Raw genomic sequence first — 26,047 nt, 5'->3', positions numbered from 1 at the left:
TGGATAGTTAATTATAATAAATGGAAAAAGATATTTAACTGGACTCCATGTTAGCGGAGTCCAGTATTTATTTAAGTTATTCTTTATCAGAATAAGAATAGCCATAGTGATTGTAACCATAACCATAATAGCTACTAGCTTTTTTTACTACTCCATTTAGAATACACCCTTTCACTATTACACCGCTTTGTTCGAAGCGCCGCATACTGACATCTATTTCTTTTGCTGTATTTTTTTCAAATCGAGCAACTAGCAAACATGTACCAGCATAGCGCCCAATAATTGCTGCGTCTGTGACAGCCAAGATTGGAGGGGTATCAATAATAACTAAATCATAGTGCTGAGAAGCCCAGCTAAGCAATTGCTCAAAACGAGGATGCATAAGCAATTCAGCAGGATTTGGGGGGATTTGCCCACGACCGATGTAATCAAACTCCCCACCGGTGACTTTCTCAATAACCATATCTGGGGATGCTTGCCCTGATAAATACTCGGATAGTCCTTTATCACTCTTGTGTCCAAACATTTTATGCGCGTACCCTTTACGTAGGTCTGCGTCAATAAATAATACTTTTTTCCCTGCAATGGCAATAGTCGCAGCCAAATTGCTACTGATGAAAGTTTTACCCGCACTTGGGCTAGCGCCTGATATCATCAGGACATTATTTTTAGCTTCCATCATCGCAAAGTGTAGGCTAGTACGTAGACCACGAATAGCCTCAACGGCTAGATCAGCTGGATTATCAACGGCCAATAATGTATCCGATTCATTTTTCCGCAGCTTGCTAGATTGTCGCGGATTTTTTGCCAACCATTCAGATATTGGTACGCTTGCATACACATTAATCCCAATTTCTTCCAACTGCTCGGGTGATTCAATGCCGCGGCGAAGGAATACACGCAGTAATACTAAACCTACTGATATAAATAACCCTAAAAAAACTCCAATAATGATAATTAGTACTTTCTTAGGTCTAACTGGAATAGGATCAGTTACTGCATTATCAATAATTCTTACGTTTCCAATTGCACTCGACTTAGCAATATTTAGTTCTTGTTGCCGATTTAACAATTGCAGATATACTGCCCGACCAGACTCCACATCGCGGCTTAAGCGTAACACTTCCTGTTGAGTTGAAGGCATACTGCTTACGCGCTTATTAAGCTTAGCTTTCTCTTCTTGGAGTGTCTTCCGCTTCTCCATCAATGCTTTATATGTCGGATGTTCTTTCGTATACAGTTGGGATACTTCAGCTTCTCGGAATGTTAATTCATTTAATTGATTATCAACATTAACTATTTGATCTAGTACTGATTTCGCCTCCATATTCAAATCGACAGAGTCTTTTTGCTTACGGTAAGCATTTAATTTATCTTCTGCAGAGTCTAATTCGGCGCGTACCTTTGGTAACTGTTGATTTAAAAAATCCAGACTTTTTGCATCCTGAGCGGCTTGCCTGTCTATGTTTTGAGCAAGATAGTTTTGACTAATGCTATCCAGAATATGAGAAATCAACTTTGGGTTATCACCGGTAAGAGTCAAAGTTAGCATACCGGTATCTTTTCCAAGATCCGCAACACTAAAAGTACCCAAAAGGTCAGAAATTGCCTTCAAGCGGGGTAACTGTGTTACGGTGAATCGATCTCCTGCATTAGCATTGATTTCATTAATCAGCAGAGAGATTCCATGTTCATTAAGAAGTGTACCTACAACCCCGTCAGCAGTGAAGTCTTCGCCTTCTACTATATAATGATGTTGATCCTTAACCGTCACAATGATACTAGGTGCATTGCTACTCCCTTCATCACTACCAGGTAAGTATAGACGGCCAACCTCGATACGCCCTGTTTTCTCCCCCATTAACCGCGCTATTCCACGACCAATCAGAGGGAAATATTTTTGTTTAACCTGAACTTGAAGGTTTAGATCATCTACGGTTTTTCCCAAAATCATTCTTGATTGTAATAATGTTGTTTCTGGAGCCGACTGCGGTTGCCCATCCGGTAACACTTGGCTAAGACTACTTAATATTGCATTTCCTTGCTTTTGTTCGATCTGAATCAATGCATCTGTTTGATAGATTGGTGTCGCGAGCAGCGTATATAGTAACGCACACAGAGTTACCACAGATGTAATGGAAATAATGAGTTTGCGGTGATCAATTAACTCACCGATAAGACGCCCTAGATCTATCTCATCCGATTCCGGCATAGCCGATTTGTTATTTGTGACTGAAGTCATGCAAAATTTCCTGAAATTTATTCGCCTAATTTATCAGCCCAGCGCTTGCTAGCTTGGTCAAGCAACTGATATACCGAGTCAAATGCCTCATCACTTTTGCGATACGGATCTGGAATCTCTTTTCCATCAAGCCAGTGTCCAAATAGCATTGTTTTTCCACGAACTTCTGGTGCTATGCGGCTAATCTGTTCCAAATGACTCTGTTCCATTACTAGTAACAGATCATACTTTCGCCCTAGTGTTGAGGTGAATTTTACTCCCCTGTGCCCTTCAAGCGAAAGTCCATATTTTTTGGCAATCCTAATTGCAGATTCATCAGCAGGATGATTAACTAATGCTCCTACTCCAGCAGAATCAACCCTTTTATTTGGCAGTAGCTGTCGTAATAAACGTTCACCGATTGGTGATCGGCAAATATTTCCTGTGCAAACAACTAAAATTGAATCAAACATTATTATGGCCAAGTCCTGATATATTTAGTAGTTTCTGTCATATCATGAACCCCAGAAATTGTTGGCACAAGCTGGGAAATTACACGATTCCAGCGAACAAGAGGAGCAGTAGTCACGTAAACGATATCGTATGGCTGCAACTGGAATTCGGTACCTAAAACCATCGCCGACGCATCCTGTGCGTTTAGCTGATAGATATTAGCTATTTTCCCTTGCTTATCACCTTTCAGTTGACGCACAACAAACACACCGGTTGCGTCGCTGTACGATTGAGACATCCCTTCGGCATTACCGATAGCCTCAGCTAACGTCATACCGCTGCGATCCATCTTCATCGTGCTTTGTTTACCCACCTCCCCCATAACAAAGACTTTCAGATCGTCGTTACGGGGCACAAATAAAATATCGCCGGGATACAGAAGATGATTTTGGGTTAAGTCACCTTTCTGCATCAAGGCATACAAGGAGATTTTGGTATCTTTACCATTATGGGTCAGCACTACATTTCGCCAGTCAGCATCAGCCGCCAGTCCACCTGCAGCATTAACAGCATCCATAACAGTCAACGGTATATTAGTGATCGGTTGTTGCCCTGATTTTGAAACCTCCCCCGTCACATATACTTTTTGAGATCTAAATGCCGCAATGCTGACATCGACCTGAGGGCTTTCAATATATGTTGTTAAACGGCTGGCAATCTCCTGGCGTACCTGTGCAACTGTTTTGCCTGCAACCTGTACTTTTCCAATATAAGGATAGAAAATTGTACCATCAGCATTAACCCAGTTACCTGTATCGCTGGCGCTACGATACTGCCCTGCCGGGGTGGTAAGTTCTGGGTGATCCCACACAGTCACCATCAGCACATCGCCCACGCCAATGCGGTATTCATAACTTTTGAGTAAATTATCCAGCTGCGGATTTGGCTGGGCCATCACCGTCGGCGAGCGCAGTTGGTCGATAAGACCTGGCGTCATCGGATAAACGTTCACCAGCTTATCCAGGTCATAATCGCTATCAGGCAATTCAACTACATTTTTGCGCAGGCTGTTCAATCCCTGCCCTGGCATAATAGTACAACCCGCTAATAACCCTATTGCCAACGCTAATGCCGAAAATCTAACAATTTTTTTCTTCATAATGTCACATCATCAGTAAACTAAAATTTGCCAATGCCTGAGCTACATATTGTCCACCAGTTAGTTCCCACCTGGCTTCACATAGAGAATGGTTGGCTAAACTTCATTCTCCTGACTTCCTGTAGCATTTAGCCTATAAACTAAATGGGATCTCGATCCCGGCGCTTGCGCCAACATCATCGCTATCGCTATGGTCCGCATTGGTATACCACAGCGATGTATTCAGCCGGACTGTTTTATAGACATCCCCACTCCACCCCAACTGAACACCCTTCAGCGTGTCAGAATGTGGGAATGCCTTGTTAATTGACTGATCTTCTGGGTTTACTTTGGCATACGCCAGACGTGCACTCCAGCGCTGATTGTCTTCGGTGACCAGTTCAACTTTACCCGCAAACAACTGCCCGTCGCCCCCCATGGCATCACCTAGTGGATAGCCCTGCTGGTAGTAGCCATCTTTGTAGATATGGTGCGTATAGCTGTAGTTGGTCCGGCTCATATTAGTGCGGGTATCATGGGCTTCCACATACCAGTTAACTGCATCTTTACCCCAGCCGTGGTGCCCTTCAATACCACCAAGGAACATATTGGCCGATGGCAGATAACCGGATTCATCTTCTCCAATCATCTGGCCGTATACACTGACTGGCCAACCCAAGGTTGGTTCAAGCTTCAGTTTAAAATCAAATCCAGCCAGCTGGTTCCCCGGCTCATTTGGGTCATTGGCAGCAGTATTATCTTTACCTGTAAGTCCATCCCAGAAGCTACTAAAGGATTCAGGGCGCCCCTCCCCTCCCCACTGCATAATACGTGAAGCCCCCAGTTCCAGAGACTGGAATGGTGAAAAGGTCAAACGGCCGCCGATAATCTTGGCGTGCGGCACCGCGGTATACTGGTTCATTTGGCTAGCGGAGATCTGATACTGCCACGGGCCAATCCAGCGCAGCCACCATGTTTCCGGCGCCGCTTGCTCGGCACGTTGCATCAGGAAACCGGTCATTGGTCGCATGGCGTCCCCGCGAATCAGACTGCCTTCGTAGCCAGGGCCCCACCATTGTGGCATCTGGCCAAAAGACAGCCACTGATTCCAGAACTTCACCGCGCCGTACGCGCCGTTGGCATTAAAACGGGATCCATTGCTGATACGCTCGCCGCCTTCCACGTTCCCCTGTAGATGAACATCCCACCAGTCACCGCTGTTATTGAATGCCAGGGATAACGAGTTATCCGCCGGCTGGCTCTGCGCAAAGCCCTGCGGCGTTCCCGGTTGGTCGGTTGAGGTGTAGCCGCTCACGCGGAAATCAGCCTTTAAAGAGGAAAGCCGCTGATTAATGCGCGCCAGCACGACCTGTTCAGAAGAATATGAGGGTTTCGCTTTTTTTAACGCCCGGGTAATCTCTTCCTGACTCAAAGGCCAGGTAGAAAGGCTAAGCTGGATAACTCCTCGGTCAGAAAGCCAGGAGAGATCGTTGCGCAGTTCGTTATCATTCAGTACAAGACCAGAGGCAAAAACCTGAGCACTCGCCGATGTCAACAGCCCCAAAGCAAGTGCAAGACGCGCGATTTTCATCATTGTACAAGATCCATTTTTAGCCCCGTTTCCGCAAGCTGGCGAGTCATGGGGAATATGAGTTTAGAGAGCGCACTCTGACGCCAGTCGTAGTATGTTTGTTCGACAGTGATGATGCAATAACCTGAGCCTTCGAACGTAAGCAACAACGCAGTATTTGAAATATGTTCAGCGTAACCCCAAAACATCGCAACACTCGCCACGCCAGTCACTCCCTGACGGAAACATGAGTGCCGCCAAACCAGCCAGAGGTACAAAATTCTGTCGAAGCAGAAAGATTGCCGATTATATACGGCTGTTGTGGATAATCATCCGTAGCGTCCGGTTTTAGGAATTTCGAACGTATGAAGGTAACAACAGAAATGAAATTGACGGCTTCGAAAACGCTACCGCCCCTGGCTTAACAGCTACCAATGCACTGTACTTCATTTATACTTTTTTTCTGGCTTCGCGTTCGCCTGATTATTAATCATTGACTGTATTTTTAGCGGCATCAAGTTTACGAGATTCTGCCGACAAATGGGAGTAAAAATGACAACTATTCACATATGAAAAAACCGCCAAGCGTACTCATCCGACAAGTAGACGACTCTCAATAAGATTATTCAATAATATCTCATCGCCCAAGCAGGCAGAATCCTGCAGAGTACAAACGCAATGCATAACCACTTGTTTTATAAGAATTAATACAAACACCCGTCCGGAGGTGGCGAATTAAAAACACTTCCGTCAACTACAAAATTTAATACCTTTTATGCATTTTTTATACTTGACAAACATAACGCAAACCCAGAAATAAGATACGGCATCTCTATTTAGGATTGTTCTCAACCACGTTATTTCCTGCGCAATCGTGAATATTGTTCAGAATGTAGTAACAACTATTTATTTCACGAATATGAATATGCAATAACTGAGGCTGGTTCTATTATTTTCTGTTGTTACGTTCATCGTCAGCGCCGCATTCAGTAAAAATTCTTATGCAGATCGGCCCGAGTAAAGGGTTTTTCCAACGGACCCAGCTTGACGGCAATCTCCCCCAGTAAAGACTGAGTGGGCGCTTTAGTACCGGTGTTCAACAGCACGACAGGGATGATAATCAGGCTGAGCACCCCACCCCAGGAGAGCTTCGCATCAACGGTGCGCGACGCATTTCGTTGCAGCAGTAAAAACAGCGCGCTACCGCAGGCGCCGAGCAACAGTCCGGCAATCACTTCAGATGGGGAGTGGGCATGAATCGCCAGTCGGGAATATCCGACGAGAACTGCCAGTAAATACCCCATCGCAATAGCCGCTCGACGTAAAGTCAGGGTACCGCGAGCACAGAGCAGCCATAAGAAAATAGGCCAGAAGGCCGTAGATAAAGCGGTATGCCCGCTAAAACCGGTGAAATCAATCTCGCGGATGCCGAGTCCCCAACCCATAAAGGCCAGTTTTGATGCACTGACGATGGTGCCAGTGATCCCGAACAGCAATCCCCACTGCCAGGCAATCTGTCTGGAAGGCCTGCGCAGAAATAAAACGATGAACACTGCAGCCGCGCTGGGTAACAGCACGGTACTATCGCCAAAAAAAGAGACCCACTGCCAGTTCATTTACTTTTCATCCTTTGACGATATCTCCAGTCCGCAGCGCCTTTTCCATGACGTCGGTATGGGCATACACATCCGATAACTTCACATTTTTATGCATGCATCACAGTTGTTTAATGCGTAAGCATGATCTCAGTCAAGTTTTATTTTTTTATGACAACCAGCAACATGCATATTTTTTTAAGAAAATTCTCACTAAGTGATTATTCGCAAACATAAAATTGTGCTACTCCGACCATTCCATCACAGCAGGACCGGGAGAACAACCAGATGTCTCTGAAGTCACTTTCTGTTTACACATAAAACCAGGTTCAGAAAATAGGCATAACCATATGATTTACATTGATTAATATTTAACAAATATATGCTGCTTTAATCACCAGGCTTGTCTACAGAAGCATGCAACATCTCTCACTTATGCCTCATACTTCTGTAAACCCTACATTTTCACACTTTTTTTTAAATCCCACATGCGTATTTACGCAAGCAGCTTTTTAATACTTTCGCGGAATTTGGTGCCTTCTTTATGGTTGCGCAGACCGTAGTTCACAAAGGCCTGCATATAACCCATCTTTTTACCGCAGTCATAGCTATCACCGGTCATCAGCATCGCGTCGACCGGCTGCTTCTTCGCCATCTCGGCAATCGCGTCCGTCAGCTGGATGCGGCCCCATGCGCCAGGTTCGGTATGCTCCAGCTCGGCCCATACATCGGCAGAAAGCACATAGCGCCCGACGGCCATCAGATCGGAATCCAGCGTCTGCGGCTCATCCGGTTTCTCGATAAACTCGACAATCCGACCAATCTGTCCTTCCACAGTCAGCGGATCTTTGGTCTGGATCACGGAATATTCGGACAGATCGCCTTCCATTCTCTTGGCCAACACCTGGCTACGCCCGGTTTCATTAAAACGTGCCACCATCGCGGCAAGGTTATAGCGCAGCGGGTCGGCGCTGGCGTCGTCCAGCACGATGTCCGGCAGCACCACCACGAATGGGTTATCACCCACGATTGGGCGCGCGCAGAGAATAGAGTGGCCCAGCCCCAGCGGCTGCGCCTGGCGTACGTTCATGATGGTGACGCCCGGCGGGCAAATCGCCTGTACTTCAGCCAGCAGCTGACGTTTAACACGCTGCTCAAGCAGCGCTTCCAGTTCGTAGGAGGTATCGAAATGGTTTTCCACGGCATTCTTAGAAGAATGGGTCACCAGGACAATTTCCTTAATGCCTGCTGCCACAATCTCGTCAACGATATACTGGACCATTGGCTTATCGACGATCGGCAACATCTCTTTCGGAATCGCTTTGGTGGCCGGCAACATGTGCATCCCCAATCCGGCTACCGGAATAACTGCTTTCAAACTTGCCATTCTCATATCCACCCATATAGTGATAAATCTTCGATACCAGCCCGATTACAGGTTCCCTTGGTATCAATCTGTGATATTACCGTTTTGCTATCGGTCCGACTTCCCGCAAAATTCCGAAACTACATGTTTGATCAGAGAATACACTCAAAGTATACGGTTCGACAGATCGGTTTAAGAAAATTCTCATGCTACTGGTGCCATATGATGCACTACTTCAGGATTTTCTTCCGTTTTCATAGCAAGGACGGGACTTATCTCTGCACGACCAACATAGGGCACTACAGATAAAGTTATTGTGAAATGCGTAAAATACAGAGAAATAAACGGTTTATTTCGGTGAGCGACAAAATATAATTCATAAAAATAATACAATACCGCTATTTTTGGTAAAAAATAACGCAAAATGTCCACTGAAACGTTCATCATGCTCTCCCTCGCGCCCTGTCCGCCATCCATGCCATCCCTCGGCTCTGATTTTCATACCTCATTTATAGCTACGACTATCGTCTGATTAAACAAGATATTTTGCAAGCCACGACAATCAGTAGTATGAAAATCTGAATTGTTGCGTGTTGATGATTGAACATAAATGTTTAACGATCGCTTCCTGGTCCAGGCTGATTTTCGTACTCCCCTTTGGCCTGAACAGGCAATAACCAACATTATTGGCCCACTGCAATATATGAAAACTTATATCCAGTCACCCCAAATCATTCCTTTTATTAATGTGTTTGTGCGCATAAAAAATAAGCTTGTGTGTTTATAATTCATGCAACCTGATATTGCAGGCCGCAGCATTTCACGCGCCAGCCCTCGTTTACGAGCCGTCATAAGACGAGAATATATTGCAATTTATCTGTCGCTTATCCATGATCGAGGGATGGCACTCTTAGGTTGTATAGGTTTTAGAAAATGATGGAATGGATTGCCGACCCCTCAATTTGGGCCGGTCTCATAACGCTGGTGGTTATAGAGCTGGTCCTCGGTATTGATAACCTCGTATTTATCGCGATCCTGGCTGAAAAGCTCCCCTCAGCGCTGCGCGACCGTGCGCGGGTGATTGGCCTGCTGTTGGCAATGCTGATGCGTCTGCTGCTGCTCGCCTCGATATCCTGGTTAGTTACGCTGACCAAACCGCTGTTCACCTACCATGACCTCAGCTTTAGCGCCCGGGATCTGATTATGCTGTTTGGCGGGTTATTCCTGCTGTTTAAAGCCACCGTTGAGCTCAATGAGCGACTCGAAGGGAAAGACAGCGATAACCCGGTGCAGCGGAAAGGGGCGAAGTTCTGGGGCGTGGTCGCCCAAATTGTTGTGCTGGATGCCATCTTCTCCCTTGATTCGGTGATCACCGCCGTCGGTATGGTGGATCACCTGGCGGTGATGATGGCGGCCGTCGTGATTGCCATGAGTTTAATGTTGCTCGCGAGCAAGGCGCTGACGCGGTTTGTGAACAGCCACCCGACCATCGTTATTCTCTGCCTGAGCTTCTTGCTGATGATTGGTTTCAGCCTGATTGCCGAAGGGTTTGGTTTCCCCATTCCGAAAGGTTATCTGTATGCGGCCATTGGCTTCTCCGTCATCATTGAATCGCTGAATCAGCTGGCGCTGTTCAACCGCCGTCGTTTCCTCTCAGCTAACCTCACGCTGCGCCAGCGGACAACTGAGGCGGTGATGAACCTACTTAGCGGCCACAAGGAAAACGCCGAGCTCAGCAGCGATTCTGCCGCACTGCTTGACAGCCAGTCCGATAACCCGCTGTTCAACCCCCAGGAACGCCGGATGATTGGGCGCGTGCTGAATCTCAACCAGCGCACGGTCAGCAGTATTATGACGTCGCGTCATGATATCGAGCATATTGACCTTAGCGCACCGGAGGAGGAAATCCGTGCGCTGCTGGAGAAAAATCAGCATACCCGGCTGGTCGTCACCGGAGGCGAAGATGATGAAGATCTGCTGGGTGTGGTCCACGTTATCGACCTTCTACAGCAGTCGCTACGCCATGAACCGCTTGACCTGCGCGTCCTGCTCCGTCAGCCGCTGGTGTTCCCCGAAACGCTGCCCCTGCTGCCTGCCCTCGAACAGTTCCGCCATGCCAGGACCCATTTTGCCTTTGTGGTGGATGAGTTTGGTTCCGTTGAAGGGCTGGTGACGTTGAGCGATGTGATGGAGACTATCGCCGGCAATTTGCCTAACGAAGCGGAAGAGATTGATGCTCGCCACGATATCGCGAAAAACCCTGATGGCAGCTGGACCGCTAACGGGCATATGCCGCTGGAAGATTTAGTGCAGTACATTCCGCTACCGCTGGATGATAAACGCGAATATCACACGATTGCCGGTCTGTTGATGGAAAATCTGCAGCATGTGCCTGAAGCGGGTGAAGAGGTGAAAATTGGCGACTACATCTTACGGACGCTGCAGGTCGAGAGTCATCGGGTGCAGAAAGTGCAGATTATTCCCCCGCCGCCGCAAGAGGATGAGCTGAATTACGAAGTGTAGCTCCTACGACCAAAGAAACGCCCCGGTAGCGGATGGCTGACCGGGGCGATGAGTAAAAGCAAGAAAGTCGCCCGGCTAATGGGCAGGTGCCACTATCCGGGAATGTCACACCACCGGCCAATCCCGGTTAGTGCTTCTCAAGCAGCTTCTTCACTTCCTTCCCGTCTGACGTATTTTTATTGCGTTCAATCCAGTCGTTAAGCCGCTGTTTCGCTTCATCCTGCAGCTGCTTACGCAGAACCTGGTCGACCTGCAGACTGTAGCTCAGCGATTGCCATTTACCGTAGATACGCAGCGGGATCGCGGTCTGTTTGAGTTTATCGATAAGCTTGCTTTCGCCCTTCCAGCCACCCAGGACGCGCACGTTAAAGCGCATATCGCAGTCTTCTTTCAGCAAATTGAGCTCGCCTTGCCCGGTCAGCGCCATCATTTCTGATTGCCCCTGCAGGCTCTTCAACGTGACCAGCCCCTGCGCCAGCTGGAGTTCGCTGCTCATGGCATCCAGCCGCGTGGCGTTGTCGTAATTTTCCTGCGCCTGCACGCTGGTACTGCGCTCAACGGCCTGTTGCACCAGTTGCTGGAAGTTCAGCCCTTCGGTGCGAGTATTCGCCATCTGTATCTGCGCGTCCCCGTCCCAGCGACGACGGAAATCGTCGGCATCAATTCTTTCGCCGGCGAAATCCCCGGTTAAGGAGAGTTTACCGGTCAGGTTCAACGAATAGTTAAAGGCCTTCAGGATGGTCGCAATCTCAACGTTATCCAGTTTGGGCTGGAAAGAAGCCTGGGAGGCATCCCCGCGCACGTCGAGAGTGCCGGGTAACGATATCTGCCCGCCGTCCAGCTCACCCTGCAACTGATTGACCGTCAGCAGCCCGAGCTGGTTGCTGATGTCGCTTTTCACCTGCGTAAATGTCATCCCGCGCCACTGTAACTGGTCGGCAGTCAGGGACATATGTGCGGTAAATCCGCGCAGGCTATTATAATCTTCCTGAATATCGCTATCGGCAATAACCGGGCGCAGCTGTCGCGGCTGACTTTGTCCCTGCTGGCTGGCACCAGAATCGGTCGCCGGTGAGCCATGAATCAGCAGGCTGTCGAGGTCTAGCCTAGTGGCATGAAGATTCAGATTCCAGTCGGCCCGATCGCCTAAAATCACGCTGGCATTCCCGGCAATCGTGCTGCCGTTCGCCGTCAGATTGAGATTATCGAAGCTCAGCTTTTTCTCATCTTCCTGCCAGTTTGCCTGCATGCTGCCCTGCCCGCTCACGCCTTCACCCGGCAGCTCGGCGCCGCGCAATTGCCAGTTCAGCTGCGAGATATCCGCTTTCAGGGAGTGTGGGTAGTCGCCGCCCTGTACCTCGGCGGAGAAAGAGAGCGCCAGGTCACGCTGGTCGCGGTTGACTCGCCCGGAAAAGTCGAGCGTGGCATGATGATTCTCATCCTGATCCATCTGCAGATGGATATCGCGAACCGTCACCTGTTCGCCGTCTTCATGCTGGAAAAAGAGAACGCTGTCGGCAATCTGCAGCTGGCGCACGTCGTAGGACCAGCCGCTGTCTTCCGCCACCAGCGGCAGCGAATTGTCGTGAGGAACCACCGGCGCATCCTGGTTGCGCACGGCTTCGGTCTTCGGTGTAAGTTGTATGACCGCGCCCTTCAGCATCACCTGCTTGACCTGCAGCTGATGGGAAAGAAGCGGCATTAGCGCGACATCAAGACGCATATTGTCCGCCCGGACCACCGGTTCGGCAGCCCCCGGCGCGGTCAGCGTCATGCGACCGGAAAGAATGCTCAGCTGCGGCCAGACGTGCCAACGCAGCGGGCCATCGAGTTCAAGCTGATAACCGCTACGTTCCGCCACCTTATGCACCATATAGGCGCGAAAATCGTTGGGATTAACCAGCAATACCAACGCGGTCAGCCCGGCGACAACTACCGCCAGGAGGATCATCAGCGTCGTCAGAATTCGTCTCATGGCACCCTCAATACACCGCTTACGTTATCAATCCTTGTCGATTCGGCTCGCCACCGCGCCCTGTTGGTCGCGATATTTGGCGTCTTCACGGCGGTTATAGGGCCGTGCCGCAGGGCCCGACAGCGGTTCAAAACTCAATGCGCCGATCGGCATCCCCGGGCGCAGCGCCAGCGGCAGCTTGCCGGAGTTAAAGAACTCGAGCACGATACAGCCAGACCAGCCGGGATCGATACGGTGCGCGGTCACGTGCACCATCAACCCAAGGCGCGCCAAAGAGGAGCGCCCGTCCAGCCAGCCGACGAGGTCAGCAGGCAGCGTCACCGACTCATAGGTCACCGCCAGCGCCAGCTCTCCCGGATGGAGGTAGAAGGCTTCGCCTTCCGGCAGCACGATCTCTTCGCTCATGACCCGGTCCAGCGCCGCGGTCACTTCCGCTTTCGGGCCGCTCAGGTCGATAAAGGGCGCCGTATGGCCGCGAAACGTGCGGAATTTATTCCCCAGCCGCACATCAACGGTCGCGCCGTTAATACGCTCAACGGGCGGGCGCGGACTGATGACTAACCGTCCCTCATCCAACCAGGCTTCTATATCTCGGTCGCACAGACGCATGAGCTCTCTCCTTTATGGCATCGCGCCCCTACACCTTCCGGGGCTAAGGGCAATTTGGGTTCTCTTTGCACGTTACACAATTCGTCTGTGTTATTCAAAGAACTGACTGATTTTTGCCTTCAGAATATCAATCGCAATGCGGTTTTTACCGCCGCGAGGCACAATGATGTCGGCATACTGCTTGGAAGGGTCAATAAACTGCAGGAACATCGGGCGAACCGTTTTCTGATACTGCGCCATGACCGAGTCCATTGAGCGACCACGTTCGTTGACATCGCGCTTGATACGACGCATCAGGCAGATATCCAGCGGCGTATCAACGAAGATTGAGAAGCTCAGTTCATTGCGCAGGCGAACATCCGTCAGTAACAAAATACCTTCAAGGATAATCACTTTCTTCGGTTCGATATGAATCGTTTCCGGCATCCGCGTATGTTCAACGTAGCTGTAAACCGGGAGTTCAATCGGCTGGCCGCTTTTCAACATCTGTAAATGCTGGAACAGTAAACTGTGATCCATCGAGCTGGGATGGTCATAGTTGGTTTTAACACGCTCTTCCATCGACAAATGACTTTGATCTTTGTAGTAGCTGTCTTCCGGAATAACGCCAATATGTTCATCGCCAACCTGTTCACGTAATTCGCGATACAGCGTGCTGGCGATAAGACTTTTTCCCGAAGCCGATGCGCCGGCGATGCCTATAATAACGCACTGATGAGACGTATCAGTCATAACTTTTTTGCGACCTGATTAACCTGGATGTATATACACCGAATCCTTCGAGCTGCCACCGCGTGGCGCGGCTTATGGCCTCGCCCTTTGGGTCTGTTCAACACGCTAACGCGTCTTATGACGCATCTCGAATGATTTAATGCATTGGAAGGGTGACGTTTGACCGTCAAACGCGGCAATTATAGGGATTTCAGCGCGTCGATACCAGTGATATGCGCCCTGCACGGCTATTCCTCGTTCGGCGACCATCCTTCGGTATACCAGATATGCAATAAGGCATAGGAACGCCACGGCTGCCAGCGGCTGGCATAACGGGCAATGCGCGCGGGCGTCATGCCGCTGAATCGCTGCTTAATCAGATAATCATCCGGCAGAAAAATGTCCTTTACTTGCCAGCCGCGCAGGGCAAAATAGCTTGCGGTCCAGCGGCCAATGCCGGGCAGCGTTTGCAGCTGTTTCATCCCCGCCTCAACGTCGTCCGGCGCTTCAAGCGGCAGAACACCATCAATCACCGCCTGCGCGAGGTGGATCAGGGCCTCGGCGCGTCGCAGCGACATTCCCACGCTTTTCAGTTCGACGGGGTCCGCCTGTGCCAGCGCCAGTGGTTCAGGAAAGAGGGTGTATTCCGGCGCCTCCACCAGCGGTTCCCCGTAGGCCGCCGCGACCTTTGCCGTCAGCTTCGCGGCCATCGCCACGCTGACCAACTGGCCCAGAATCGCACGCACCCCTTGCTCAAAAGCATCAAGGGAGCCCGGCAGACGCAGCCCAGGCCGCGCGCTGGCTAACGGCCCCAATGCCATGGCTACCTGCTGCGGGTCGCAGGCTAAATCGAAGAGGCGCGCAACTCGGGCAAAACACGCCTCGGCCACCGGCTGCAGGCCATCAGACAAGGTAACCCGTAAACCCTGGGCCGCGACATCGGGCACAACCGTTATCAGGCCCCGATGGCCCGCCAGCGAAAAGCTGCGGGTGTAGCCCCCCTCGCTGAACGTTTCGACGCCCGCTACCGCACGTGCGCGAAGAAAACCAAATATCCATTCCGGGTCGTAGGGCGGGTGCCAGGGTAACAGCGTCATCATTTCTCCTTCTTCAATTCCCTCAATGATAGACGCTCTGCGTTCGACATGCCTTGCTTTTAAATTCCAGTTGTCGCCGTGGCGGCAATCCGCTAAAGTCGCCCCCCTTCTTCACTGGCATGGGGATTTTTCAGGTCATGTTTATTGGTTTTGACTACGGAACCGCCAACTGTTCGGTTGCCGTGATGCGTGATAATCATCCGCAATTGTTAACGCTGGAAAACGGCAGCAAGCTGCTGCCGTCAATGTTGTCTGCACCGACCCGCGAAGCGGTCAGCGAGTGGCTCTACCGCCACCATAATGTGCCGACTAACGGTGATGAAAACCAGGCACTGCTGCGTCGCGCCATCAACTATAACCGCGACGAAGACATCGACGTCCTCGGCACCAGCGTTCAGTTTGGTCTGGCCTCGCTGCATCAATACGTCGACGATCCGGAAGAAGTGTACTTCGTTAAATCCCCAAAATCGTTTCTCGGCGCCAGCGGCCTGAAGCCGCAACAGGTGGCGTTGTTTGAAGACCTGGTGTGCGCCATGATGCTGCACATTAAACAGCAGGCGCAGACGCAGCTTACGGAAACCATTGACCAGGCGGTCATTGGCCGGCCGATCAACTTCCAGGGGCTTGGCGGCGATGACGCAAATGCCCAGGCCCAGGGGATCCTGGAACGCGCCGCAAAGCGCGCCGGTTTCCGCGACGTCGTTTTTCAGTTTGAACCGGTTGCCGCCGGGCTGGATTTCGAAGCCACCCTCAATGAAGAAAAGCGCGTGCTGGTCGTCGATATCGGCGGCGGTACCACCGACTGTTCGCTGCTGCTGATGGGCCCGGAGTGGCGCCAGAAAGCCGACCGTCAACAGAGTTTACTCGGCCACAGCGGCTGCCGCGTGGGCGGGAACGATCTTGACATCGCGCTGGCGTTTAAATGCCTGATGCCGCTGCTGGGAATGGGTGGCGAAACCGAAAAAGGGATCGCGTTACCGGTTCTGCCATGGTGGAACGCGGTCGCGATCAACGATGTCCCGGCGCAGACGGATTTCTACAGCAGCGCCAACGGTCGCCTGCTCAATGATTTGATGCGCGATGCCCGCGACGCCGATAAAGTCGCCCTGCTGCTGAAAGTCTGGCGCCAGCGTCTGAGCTATCGCCTGGTACGCAGTGCGGAAGAGAGTAAAATCGCCCTCTCCGCGCAGGACCATGTCACCGCCGGGCTGCCGTTTATCGGCAATGAACTGGCTACGGCGATTAGCCAGCAGGGGCTGGAAGCTGCGTTAAATCAGCCGCTGACGCGCATTATGGAACAGGTTCAGCTGGCGTTGGACAACAGCCGCGAAACGCCGGATGTTATCTACCTGACCGGGGGGAGCGCCCGCTCACCGCTGATTAAGAAAGCGCTGGCAGCCCACCTGCCGGGCATCCCGATTGCCGGTGGAGATGATTTTGGCTCCGTTACCGCCGGCCTGGCTCGCTGGGCACAGGTCGTTTTCGCGTAACGTCTACGGGGCAGTTCCTGCCCCGTTTTTCCCAACGGAAATCCCCTTCCGCTGCCACGCCGCCGTCTACACGCCAGCCATCTGCGCAAGTCATGCTCCCGATAACGCGCTTATTACCGGTTTTATCATCGCGCTATATTCGCCGACACCAGCGTTTTATATCGCTGCATGGCTAATTCAACGTCACATTACACCATCCAGGCCGCTTAAAATCGGAGGCTATCTCTGCCACACGCCTTATCTGGCGCGGCATGAAGAGCAGGTCTGGCCAGTAGCACCTTATGCAAATAACGCTGGAACAATCGCCTCGCCGCCTGCAAAATGCTTTGCCGATTGAACCTACGCATTTATTTCCCGGATCCTGGGGGACCGCCTGTGCATGTCGCAGGCGAGATTGACTATTTCTCTTGTTCTGTTGCCGTTACCGTAGGGGGCGAGTTTGCATCATTTAAGCGCCAGTTCTGGCTTCGCCGCCCTGCTCACCTGGGGCAACAGAGTGCTCTTCTGGGTCTGCTGCGCGATCGCGTCAGCGCTGCCGTTTTGCGCCCCCGCCAGTGCTGAAAGCCACCAGATTGGTATGGACACTCCCGTGGAGTGGCTTGCCGACGCCGACGGTTCGCTGACGCTGGAGACTTTCCTCACGCAGCCGGCGAGTTCGCTCAATACCGGGCAGCGCATTCCTTCGTTTGGCTACTCGTCAAAAACGTACTGGCTTCGGAGCCACCTGCCGGCTTCATACTTTAACGGCGAACCACGCTGGCTTCAGGTCGGCCCCTCATTTGTCGATCATCTCAGCGTTTTTTATCGCCCTTCTGGCAGCGGCCTCCCGTGGACGCATAACGAGTCTGGCGACCATGCCGCCCGCCGCGATAGCGACCTGGACTATCGTGAGAGCGTTCTGATTATGCCGCCGCCCCCTACCGCCGCGGGCTACGATATTGTTTTTCGCCTGCGCAGCAGTAGCACGCTGATCCTGCTGGCTACGCTCTCCTCGCCGCAGGAATTTGTGCGCAGCGCCACCCGGGATACCGCATTCTGGAGCTTTTATTTTGGTCTGGCGGCGATTGCCAGCGGAATTGCCCTGTGGCTCGCTTTATTACTGCGTCGCCGCCTGCTGTGGGGAATTTGCTTGTTTTCCCTTAACTATCCGCTGGTGGCGGCTCTGCATGGCTACCCGGAGTGGTTTTTCGGCAACACCGTTCTCCCCGTGCAGGATGCGATGATCAGCTATCTGTCATTGCTCAGCTACGCCACAGCACTGTGGTTGCATAGTGAGGTTTTTGATCTTAAAAATAATATGCCTCGCTTGCATCGGCTGCTGCTCATCGCGATTGGCGTCAATATTGCTCTGCTCGCCAGCGTTCCGCTGGGTTTTTACGGGCTGGCCATGCAAATTGAAGGCGGTATGTTCTTTATTGCCGCGCCCATTTTGCTGATCACGTCCTGGACGCTTTGGCGGCGCAAAGCGATTGATTTGAACACGCTGCTGTTGGGACTGCTACCTCCCGTGTATGTGGTCTCGGCCGCACTGGTGCTGCTCTCCATACACGGCGTGATCCCTTTCCATAACGCCATTTACTCGGCCTGGCAGTACGCGCTGATTGTGCATATTGTCACCGTCCTCATCATCGCGGTGCTGCGAATCCGGGCCGAAAACCGCAGGTTGACCCAAAAGCAGCAGTTGACGCGCGAGCTCCAGATCGAACGCGAGGCCAGCTTTCAGCAACGCCAGTTTATGGGAATGGTGGCGCACGAATTCAGAACGCCGCTCTCCGTTATCCAGGCGGCGCTGGAAAACCTACGCCTTTGCTCCCCGGAACCGGCGCAAGGGCCGCGCCTGGACCGCATGCAGCGGGCGACAACACGCCTGGTGCAGTTAACCGATAATTGCCTGGCCGATGCCCGGCTATCCTCCAGCGCGCTGCATGTCGATAAGCACAACGCCGATCTGTTTTCAGCGATCGACATGGCGGCCACGGTCGTTGAACTCTCTATAAACCATTATCTGACCATTATTCTGGCCGGAAAGACCGTCGACTCCGCGACGCGCTCGCCGACGCTTTTTGTCGATAGTGGGCTGCTCTGCATTGCGTTAGCCAATCTGCTGGATAATGCGGTGAAGTACGCCCCGGCAGGCGAGATTGTGGTCGACATTCGCCCGAAGGCGAGCCACTGCGAAATACGCATTCGTGACCAGGGAGCAGGTATTGCCGTTGACCAGGCCGAACGGATTTTTGAGCGCTACCGGCGTGGTACCGTTCGCACTTCCGCGCCTGCTGGCACCGGTCTTGGGCTGTACGTCTCCCGGCAAATCATCCAGGCACACGGCGGAGAGCTGTGGCTGGCAAAAAACGGGCCGACGGGATGTGAATTTGCACTCACGCTCCCCCAGGTTGACCCACCACAGCAGAAAGGAAAATCATGACATTACGCGTGGCGATCATTGAAGACAGCGCCGATCTTCTCGATGAGCTGCTGGCGTTCCTGCGCTTTCGCGGCTTTAACACATGGGGCGTCCACAGCGCGGAAGCATTCTGGCGGCAGCTGCATCGCGACCCGGTAGATATTGTGCTGATCGATATCGGCTTACCCGGAGAAGACGGCTTCAGCGTACTGGACTACCTGAATGAGATTGGTGAATACGGGCTGATCGTCATGACGGCCAGAGGACATGAGCAGGATAAGCTACAGGCCTTCGACCTTGGCGCGGATTTCTACCTCATCAAACCGGTTAATTTTTCCGATCTGGCGGAGACCATTGATGCGTTGGGTGCCCGGCTGGCGCAGGAAAACGCCCGTTCTCCTGCTTCCGCACCCATCACCGATCGGCCTGCTTCCTCTGCATGGGTATTACAGCCGGAAAGTCTGATGGCACCGTCTGGCACGGCACTGCCGTTGACACAGCAGGAGCACCGGCTGATGGCGCGCTTAATGCACAACCGCAGTGAAGTCTGTAGCAAAGTCGATCTGCACGGGTATCTTTTCCCCGATGAGGATGAACCAGAGCTGCACCGTATTGACGTAGTCATCAGTCGCCTACGCAACAAAGCGCGTCTTCACGGTATGACGTTGCCGATCCGGGCTATTTTTGGCAAAGGCCTGGCCTTTATTCCTTAACCCCCTCATCGCTATTTTCCGCCCGGTCTGGCCTTCGCTGCGGACCGATTCATTGCCGATAAGTTATTAATTTCGCTGTTTTTGTTAATTTTCCCTCGTTTTTTGAGAGAAATGAGAGGAATGAGACTGACAGCATATTAAGAATTTTCTTACATTGGCCTGATGCCGCCGACGTACCGACTGAAATCAGCCATCCTGCGGGAAGGCGAAGTACCCGTCTCTCCGGACTCGCTACTTTCCCGGGTATACCGGGCCGAGTTTCCGTTCCACGCGGCGACATGACGCGAATGCTCTACCCGACAAACGTCGCGGCGATAACAGCCTTCTGCGTACTAACAGAATAACAATATTTGCGTCCGCGCTTTTGCGCATTTACGACACCATAAAACTCAGTTAAGGGAGATTAAACATGGTCTTGCAAACCTGGTTAGCTTTATTATTGTGTATATTTTTCCTCTGCGTCTCGGTATACAGTCTTATTTCCTACATTAAAGACAGAAAAAAACAAAAGATCCCCTTCAGCTATAAAAAAAACCGAAAAAGATAATCAGCCAGGACCCGCCGTTTTTATGAAAGGTGATAAATACCTTTGCTGAAATGCGGTTTCCCGTACGATAGCTATTGCCCTATACGCCCCGGAAGGTTGCTTGCAGCATGGCGTTGTTTTGGTGCAGCAGGAAAGTCACGCCATGAGAAAAATAAGCATCGCGATCATTAGTCGAAACACCTTTCTCAGGGCCTCGCTAATGGCAATAGTCAACGAACTCACCCAGGCCAGAGACGACCTGATGGTCAGGTTTACCACTGCCGCAGACGAGTTGTCCGCTCAGGACATTATCATCGCAGAGGTTTTGCCGGGTGAGATTCACCTCTGTAACATCAGCATTAAAAACCGTAAGAAAAACAGTTCAGTTATCATATTGCATAGCTATGACAGCCTGCCCGAAAAACACCGGATAGTGAACTGCCTGAAAGATGTCACCTTCGTACCCGTCAGATTGGTCAATGTTGACAGAATGCATGACATCATAAACAAGGCGCTGAAAATGAGTGAACAACCGGCGTTAAAAGGTGCTATCGATCCGGCATTAATATGCGCCAACTGCCCACATAAAACCCTGTCACCTTCGCAGGTCGTCGTGGCCCATGGTTTGATAAATGGTTTTGATATTCGTAAAATATCCACCCTTCATCAGATCAGCCCGAAGGTTGTGCTCTATCATAAAAAACAGATTATGGAGAAATACGGACTGAATAATCACTATGACTTCTTTCAGTTTATTAATTTATTAAAAGAAAGAGGATGAGGCCGCCAACCGAGCATCAGTATGCACTTAGCCGAGTTAAAATTAGGAATTTAGTGGGTTGCGCAGGGGGACAGTTCTGAAAAAAACGCGTTTGATGGGAAATAACTATTCATTTGCAGGCGCTAACCGCTAATATTATCCGGCACCTGGGTATAAAGATACTACCGCATATTTTTATACAATTAAAATGAATGCCTTATTATGGGTGTATTTATTTCGTCACATTGCCCCTTGCGTGCCTGTTAGGGGCCTCTTTTTCCGTCATTCAAGAAATGCGCCCCCGGCGAAGGGGGCGTCGGATTATCAGGCCTGCACCTGCTGAGGTTCCGCTTCCGGGGCCTCTTCTTGCAATAATCCCTCATTTTTCGACAGCATCGCCGTGGCAATACCATTGCCCAGCACATTAATTGCCGAACGGCCCATGTCCAGGAAATGGTCAATCCCCATCAGCAGCAGAATCCCGGCAACCGGAATATTAAAGCTTGGGATCGTCGCAGCCAGCACCACCAACGCAGAACGCGGCACCCCGGCAATCCCTTTGGAGGCCAGCATCAGCGTCAGCATCATGACGGTAATTTCGGTAAAGCTCAGCTGGATATTATACGCCTGGGCAATAAACATCGATGCAAAGGAGCAGTAGACCATCGACCCGACCAGGTTAAAGGAGTAGCCAATAGGCAAGACAAAAGAGACGATATTACGCGAGCAGCCAAAACTGACCAGCCGCTCCAGCGTCTTCGGATAGGCCGCCTCAGAACTGCTGGTAGTAAACGCCACCAGCACCGGGTCTTTAAGCATATTGAGCAGGCGGAAAACCTCTTTTTTCAGCACCATATAGCCCACCGCCAGCAGCACCGCGCTGGTCAGCAGTACGGCAACGTAGTAACCGCCGATAAAGGAGGCATAGTTCAGCAAAATACCCATCCCCTGGGAGGCAATAACCGAAGAGATCGCGGCAAAGATGGCCAGTGGAGCCACGTACATCACATAGCCGGTGACCTTCAGCATGATATGAGAGACGACGTTGAGCGCGGCCACCAGCGGCGCATTGAATTTTTCCCCCAACGAGGCCCCGGCAATCCCGAAGAACATCGAGAACACCACGATTTGCAGAATTTCGTTGTTCGCCATCGCCTCGGTAATACTGGTCGGGATGGTGTGAGACAGGAACCCTTTTAAGCTCATCCCGCTGACCGCCAGGCCGGTATCAACGGACTCTTTGGGAATCGCCAGATTTAAGCCCGCGCCGGGATGTTCAATGGTCACGATCACCAGCCCTACCAGAATAGAGAGGATTGACGAGGTGATGAACCACACCATCGCTTTACCGCCAACCCGCCCGATTGTTGCGGTTTCGCCCAGGCGCATAATGCCGACCGTCAGCGTACTGAAGACTAACGGCGCAATGACCATCTTAATCAGCCGTAAGAACATGTCGGTAAAGAGCGTGATATTTTCCGACCATGACGCAATCGCGCCCGGAGAGGCGTAGGAGTGAATCACCGCGCCGGAGAGGATCCCCAACAGCATGAAGATAACGATAAACAGCGTGAGTTTGTTTGCACTTGCCACAAAAATGAACCCCTGATTTATTTAATGTATTGATTTTAATGCACATATGATTTTTTTATAAGTGCGCACTAAACATTCACCATATAAATTGAATAAAAGCTGCAAGGGTTACAACTCTTTTTTAGTTATTTATCTCTTGAGTTGATAAAACAGTTGATACATATCAATCTTAACCCGCCCAGGACCGCCGCTCCGGGCTCCCCCTAAGAGCGGGTGGAGATCGCTCGTTCACTACGTCTTACATCGCCAGCCCACCGCCGCCGACGTAAGGCTGCTTACCGGCTATTTTCATTAGCTCAGCGCCAAAGGTCACAAAAGGCGCCCGACGGCTGGCATAGATCAACCCGCCCACCTGGGGGCGGACCGACTGGATCATATCGGTGAGCGGATCGATAATCTCTGCCACCACCTCATCGGCACTGACCCACTCGCCGGGCTGTTTCAATGCTACGAAGATCCCGCTCGCCGGCGCGGTTACGATTTCTCCGCCTGTAAACGGCAGCATCAGCGTCTCCTGCTGTGGAACAGCGTGACACTCCCCCGCCAGCACCCCGCGAAACTGCAGATAGCGGTACAGGCGCCCGGCATCCTCGCGGGCCAGCGCATGGTTGACATCCTGCTGGCCGCGAAGCTCCACGGTCACCGCCATACAACCGGGTTGGCCATGCTGCCATTGCGGATAACGCGCCGCCAGGCGGTGCCAGGGAAGCCCGCAGGCTTCATCAAACGAATTGCCGCCGCTTTCCTGCGACAGCAGCACCGTTCCAATGCCTAAAAAGGCGGCCAGAACCCCGGCTTGCGCCTGCCAGGCGGGATCGGCGTACAGATGTAGAATGGCCCGGTCATCGCAGTGCAGATCCAGCACCACATCGGCATCGCAGGCCAACGTCAGCAGATGGTGGCGTAAAGCCTGTACCTCGCTGCGAAGCGGTTCGGCGGCCAGCGCATCGCGCATTGCATCGCGAACCTGCTGGAGATACGCTTCGCGGGTTAGCGGGGCATCGGCAGCGAGATGTCGCTGGGCAAGCTGAGCCAGATCGGGAAAGTCGCGGTTGAAATTGCGCCCGCTCGTCAGGTCAAAACGCCCGATGCCGCCGTTAAGGACCACCTGGGCCAGCCCCGGCGGATTAGCCACCGGAACAAGGATAATTTCGCCGCGCAGCTCCGCGCGCCGTTCCGCCTGGCTGAGTAATCTTTTAAGATAATGCAGAACCAGCATGCCCGGAATTTCATCGGCGTGCAGCCCCGCCTGCAGATAGACTTTCTCTCCGCGGCCGGGTTCGCCAAAATGAAAATGGGTTAATTGCCGCTGCCCACTGAGAGCATGTTCGGGTAAGGTATAGTGTTTAATTTTCATTGGACGTCCTATCTGTGGAAAAGAAAGCCCGGCTTGACCGTATCGATCACAAGATCCTTGAAATCCTGCGCCGGGATGGCCGCATTTCTTATCAAAAGCTCTCGGAGCAGGTAAACCTCACCGCCCGTCCCTGCCTGGAACGCGTACGTGGCCTTGAGCGCGACGGAATTATCCGTGGCTACAGTGCAATGATTGAACTTCCCGAACCCGAGCATGCCTTCGTGGTACAAGCGCAAATTGCGTTGGCTGACCACGGCCGCTCTCAGCCGGTTTTTGAACAGGAGATGCGCCAAACGCCGGAGGTGCTTGACTGCTGGCTGGTCAGCGGCAGCTTTGACTTCCTGGTGCGTATCGGCTGTCGCAGCATGGCGCACTACTGCCAACTGGCGGACAGCTGGCTGACCAGCAAAAAGTTTCGCGTCGATAAAATCGTCACCCTGACGGAGCTTCAGTCCATCAAACGCTCCTGATCAGGGGCGCTTGATAAACGCCAGCCAGCGCCGCTCCGCTCGCGAAAAGGCGAAGATCAGCAAAAAGGTGCACAGTAAATAGAGCGCGGCGGCCATCAGGAACGGAATAAACGGTGAATAGGTGATGGCGTAGAACGCCCGTGCAACGCCGGTGATATCCAGTAATGTCACGGTGCTGGCGAGCGAAGTAGCGTGAAGTAAAAACACCATCTCATTATTCAGCGCCGGGATCCCCCGCCGTAGCGTGGCGGGCAGAACCAGGCGGCGAATAATCTGCCACTTGCTCATGCCATAGGCTTCGCCGGCTACCCACTCCTGACGTGGGAACGTCGCCATCATTCCCGCCAGCAGTTCCGCGACGTAAGCCGCGGTATTCAGCACCAGCGCCAGGGTAGCGCAGAAGGTCGCGTCGCGAAACAGCAGCCAGAACGGCTGGTCGTTTTGCCAGCCCAGCTGGACGATGTCGAACTGCGACAGCCCGTAATAGATCAGCATCAGCTGTAGATAAAGCGGCGTGCTGCGAAAAAACCAGGTGAAACCACGGACAGGCCACGCCAGCAGGCGCGGACCGAAGGCCTGGACTATCGCCAGCAGCACCGCCAGCATCATTCCCGGGACAATGGACAGCAAAAACAGCTCCGCCGTCATCACCAGCCCGCTGGCGGAACCGTTGCCGTCGCTCCACAAATAGCCTGGCACCGCGTCGATAAAGGTCTGTAGGTTCATTGCGCCGCTCCCGCCGTGGAAGAACGCAGCGCATAGCGCTTCGCCAGATAGCTAAACAGCCAGCTGGACAGTGCGGTGATGACCATGTAAATCAGCGACACGAGGAAGTAGAACAGAAACGGTTTTTGCGTCGCGCGCCCGGCCTGTTCCGCCAGCCACACCATATCCTCTAAACCGAGGATCGAGACCAGCGCCGATGCTTTCATCAGCCCCAGCCAGTTATTATTGATGCCTGGGATAGCAAAGCTAAGCATCTGCGGCAGCATTATGCGCCGGAAGACCTGCCACGGCCGCATACCGTATGCTTCAGCCGCTTCGGTTTGCCCGCGCTCGACGGTGAGAAACGCCCCGCGAAACGTCTCGGTGTAATAGGCACCAAACACGAAGCCAATTGCCAGCACGCCGGAAATAAACGTATTGAATCGTACCGGACCAAGTCCCACCAGCGACAGCAGCACGTTGACCAGCATCTCGCCGCCGAAAAACAGCAGCAGCATAATGACCAGTTCAGGGATGCCGCGCACCAGCGTGGTATAGCCGGTGGAAAACCAACGTAGCCAGCGCGGCCCGAACAGCTTAATCAGCGCATTCACCAGCCCCAGCAGCAGCGCCACCAGCAGTGAGACAAGCATGACGCACAGCGAAAGCCCCGCACCGCGTAACAGTAACGGTAAATAATCTGCAACCATATTCTGTCTTCCACCCGTGGCGTAAAGGGGCGTCGATCGACCATCGCGCCCTCCCCTTCAC

Annotated in this window: 22 protein-coding genes; 7 read left to right on the top strand and 15 right to left on the bottom strand. The window is 52.1% G+C overall.

Translation table 11 applies throughout. The annotated features are described in order from the left end of the window. Nucleotides 1-76: 76 nt before the first annotated feature. The 7 genes from ACMYSK_RS02130 to ACMYSK_RS02100 all read right to left on the bottom strand — a co-directional run bounded on the left by ACMYSK_RS02130 (nt 77) and on the right by ACMYSK_RS02100 (nt 8,790). Entirely contained in the window at nt 77-2,242 is a 2,166-nt protein-coding gene (locus ACMYSK_RS02130) for a polysaccharide biosynthesis tyrosine autokinase (protein WP_434639865.1), read from the bottom strand. A gap of 17 nt (nt 2,243-2,259) precedes the next feature. Then, complete coding sequence (locus tag ACMYSK_RS02125; protein WP_434639863.1) at nt 2,260-2,694, bottom strand: protein tyrosine phosphatase; 435 nt, start codon at nt 2,692-2,694, stop codon at nt 2,260-2,262. Between the two features lie 2 nt (nt 2,695-2,696). Further along, a complete protein-coding gene (locus tag ACMYSK_RS02120) occupies nt 2,697-3,833 on the bottom strand; it encodes a polysaccharide export protein (RefSeq protein ID WP_434639861.1) in 1,137 nt (378 codons plus the stop codon). A gap of 133 nt (nt 3,834-3,966) precedes the next feature. Then, nucleotides 3,967-5,406, bottom strand: a complete 1,440-nt coding sequence (locus tag ACMYSK_RS02115; protein ID WP_434639860.1) for a capsule assembly Wzi family protein — start codon at nt 5,404-5,406, stop codon at nt 3,967-3,969. 962 nt (nt 5,407-6,368) lie between these two features. Beyond that, entirely contained in the window at nt 6,369-6,998 is a 630-nt protein-coding gene (locus tag ACMYSK_RS02110) for a phosphatase PAP2 family protein (RefSeq protein ID WP_434639859.1), read from the bottom strand. Between the two features lie 475 nt (nt 6,999-7,473). Beyond that, nucleotides 7,474-8,370 carry a UTP--glucose-1-phosphate uridylyltransferase GalF gene (gene galF / locus ACMYSK_RS02105; protein WP_434639857.1) on the bottom strand — a complete coding sequence of 299 codons (897 nt, stop codon included), beginning with the start codon at nt 8,368-8,370 and terminating at the stop codon, nt 7,474-7,476. A gap of 177 nt (nt 8,371-8,547) precedes the next feature. Continuing rightward, on the bottom strand, nt 8,548-8,790 hold the full coding sequence (locus ACMYSK_RS02100; RefSeq protein ID WP_434639856.1) for a hypothetical protein: 243 nt from the start codon (nt 8,788-8,790) through the stop codon (nt 8,548-8,550). Between the two features lie 489 nt (nt 8,791-9,279). Here ACMYSK_RS02100 and ACMYSK_RS02095 point away from each other — a divergent pair, with 489 nt between their 5' ends. Next, nucleotides 9,280-10,866, top strand: a complete 1,587-nt coding sequence (locus ACMYSK_RS02095) for a TerC family protein (protein ID WP_434643765.1) — start codon at nt 9,280-9,282, stop codon at nt 10,864-10,866. A 127-nt stretch (nt 10,867-10,993) separates the two neighbouring features. Here the strand turns inward: ACMYSK_RS02095 and asmA are convergent, their stop codons facing one another. From asmA to alkA, 4 genes are all read right to left on the bottom strand, one after another. After that, nucleotides 10,994-12,841: an outer membrane assembly protein AsmA gene (gene asmA / locus ACMYSK_RS02090; protein ID WP_434639855.1), complete on the bottom strand. Its 1,848-nt coding sequence runs from the start codon at nt 12,839-12,841 to the stop codon at nt 10,994-10,996. 27 nt (nt 12,842-12,868) lie between these two features. Next, on the bottom strand, nt 12,869-13,450 hold the full coding sequence (dcd, locus tag ACMYSK_RS02085; RefSeq protein WP_434639853.1) for a dCTP deaminase: 582 nt from the start codon (nt 13,448-13,450) through the stop codon (nt 12,869-12,871). Nucleotides 13,451-13,540: 90 nt separating this feature from the next. Further along, nucleotides 13,541-14,182, bottom strand: a complete 642-nt coding sequence (gene udk, locus ACMYSK_RS02080; RefSeq protein ID WP_004864593.1) for a uridine kinase — start codon at nt 14,180-14,182, stop codon at nt 13,541-13,543. A gap of 227 nt (nt 14,183-14,409) precedes the next feature. After that, on the bottom strand, nt 14,410-15,258 hold the full coding sequence (gene alkA / locus ACMYSK_RS02075; RefSeq protein WP_434643762.1) for a DNA-3-methyladenine glycosylase 2: 849 nt from the start codon (nt 15,256-15,258) through the stop codon (nt 14,410-14,412). A 137-nt stretch (nt 15,259-15,395) separates the two neighbouring features. Between alkA and yegD the strand changes: the two genes are divergently transcribed. The 5 genes from yegD to ACMYSK_RS02050 all read left to right on the top strand — a co-directional run bounded on the left by yegD (nt 15,396) and on the right by ACMYSK_RS02050 (nt 21,172). Then, nucleotides 15,396-16,748, top strand: coding sequence for a molecular chaperone (gene yegD / locus ACMYSK_RS02070; RefSeq protein ID WP_434639851.1), 1,353 nt, complete (start codon nt 15,396-15,398; stop codon nt 16,746-16,748). A gap of 577 nt (nt 16,749-17,325) precedes the next feature. After that, a complete protein-coding gene (locus ACMYSK_RS02065; RefSeq protein WP_434643759.1) occupies nt 17,326-19,173 on the top strand; it encodes an ATP-binding protein in 1,848 nt (615 codons plus the stop codon). Next, entirely contained in the window at nt 19,170-19,865 is a 696-nt protein-coding gene (locus ACMYSK_RS02060; protein WP_434639849.1) for a response regulator transcription factor, read from the top strand. The genes ACMYSK_RS02065 and ACMYSK_RS02060 overlap by 4 nt, the downstream gene beginning before the upstream one ends. A gap of 409 nt (nt 19,866-20,274) precedes the next feature. Then, entirely contained in the window at nt 20,275-20,412 is a 138-nt protein-coding gene (locus ACMYSK_RS02055; protein WP_434639847.1) for a small membrane protein, read from the top strand. Between the two features lie 142 nt (nt 20,413-20,554). Continuing rightward, entirely contained in the window at nt 20,555-21,172 is a 618-nt protein-coding gene (locus tag ACMYSK_RS02050) for a helix-turn-helix transcriptional regulator (protein ID WP_434643756.1), read from the top strand. A 303-nt stretch (nt 21,173-21,475) separates the two neighbouring features. On the opposite strand, the gene ACMYSK_RS02045 is transcribed toward ACMYSK_RS02050, so the two are convergent. Continuing rightward, nucleotides 21,476-22,702, bottom strand: coding sequence for a dicarboxylate/amino acid:cation symporter (locus tag ACMYSK_RS02045; RefSeq protein ID WP_434643753.1), 1,227 nt, complete (start codon nt 22,700-22,702; stop codon nt 21,476-21,478). 280 nt (nt 22,703-22,982) lie between these two features. Next, nucleotides 22,983-24,101 (bottom strand): succinylglutamate desuccinylase/aspartoacylase family protein, encoded by a 1,119-nt coding sequence (locus tag ACMYSK_RS02040; protein ID WP_434639845.1) that lies wholly within the window; start codon nt 24,099-24,101, stop codon nt 22,983-22,985. A 14-nt stretch (nt 24,102-24,115) separates the two neighbouring features. Here ACMYSK_RS02040 and ACMYSK_RS02035 point away from each other — a divergent pair, with 14 nt between their 5' ends. Next, entirely contained in the window at nt 24,116-24,571 is a 456-nt protein-coding gene (locus ACMYSK_RS02035) for an Lrp/AsnC family transcriptional regulator (protein ID WP_434639843.1), read from the top strand. Here ACMYSK_RS02035 and ACMYSK_RS02030 read toward each other — a convergent pair whose 3' ends face one another. After that, nucleotides 24,572-25,297 (bottom strand): ABC transporter permease, encoded by a 726-nt coding sequence (locus ACMYSK_RS02030; protein ID WP_434639841.1) that lies wholly within the window; start codon nt 25,295-25,297, stop codon nt 24,572-24,574. Continuing rightward, nucleotides 25,294-25,986: an ABC transporter permease gene (locus ACMYSK_RS02025; RefSeq protein ID WP_434639839.1), complete on the bottom strand. Its 693-nt coding sequence runs from the start codon at nt 25,984-25,986 to the stop codon at nt 25,294-25,296. The genes ACMYSK_RS02030 and ACMYSK_RS02025 overlap by 4 nt, the downstream gene beginning before the upstream one ends. Between the last annotated feature and the right edge of the window lie 61 nt (nt 25,987-26,047).

This window comes from Klebsiella sp. I138 (assembly GCF_051131765.1).
Taxonomy (GTDB): Bacteria; Pseudomonadota; Gammaproteobacteria; order Enterobacterales; family Enterobacteriaceae; genus Klebsiella.
Note: the sequence above shows the minus strand (reverse complement) of the source record. Positions and strands in the feature narration are given on the sequence as shown.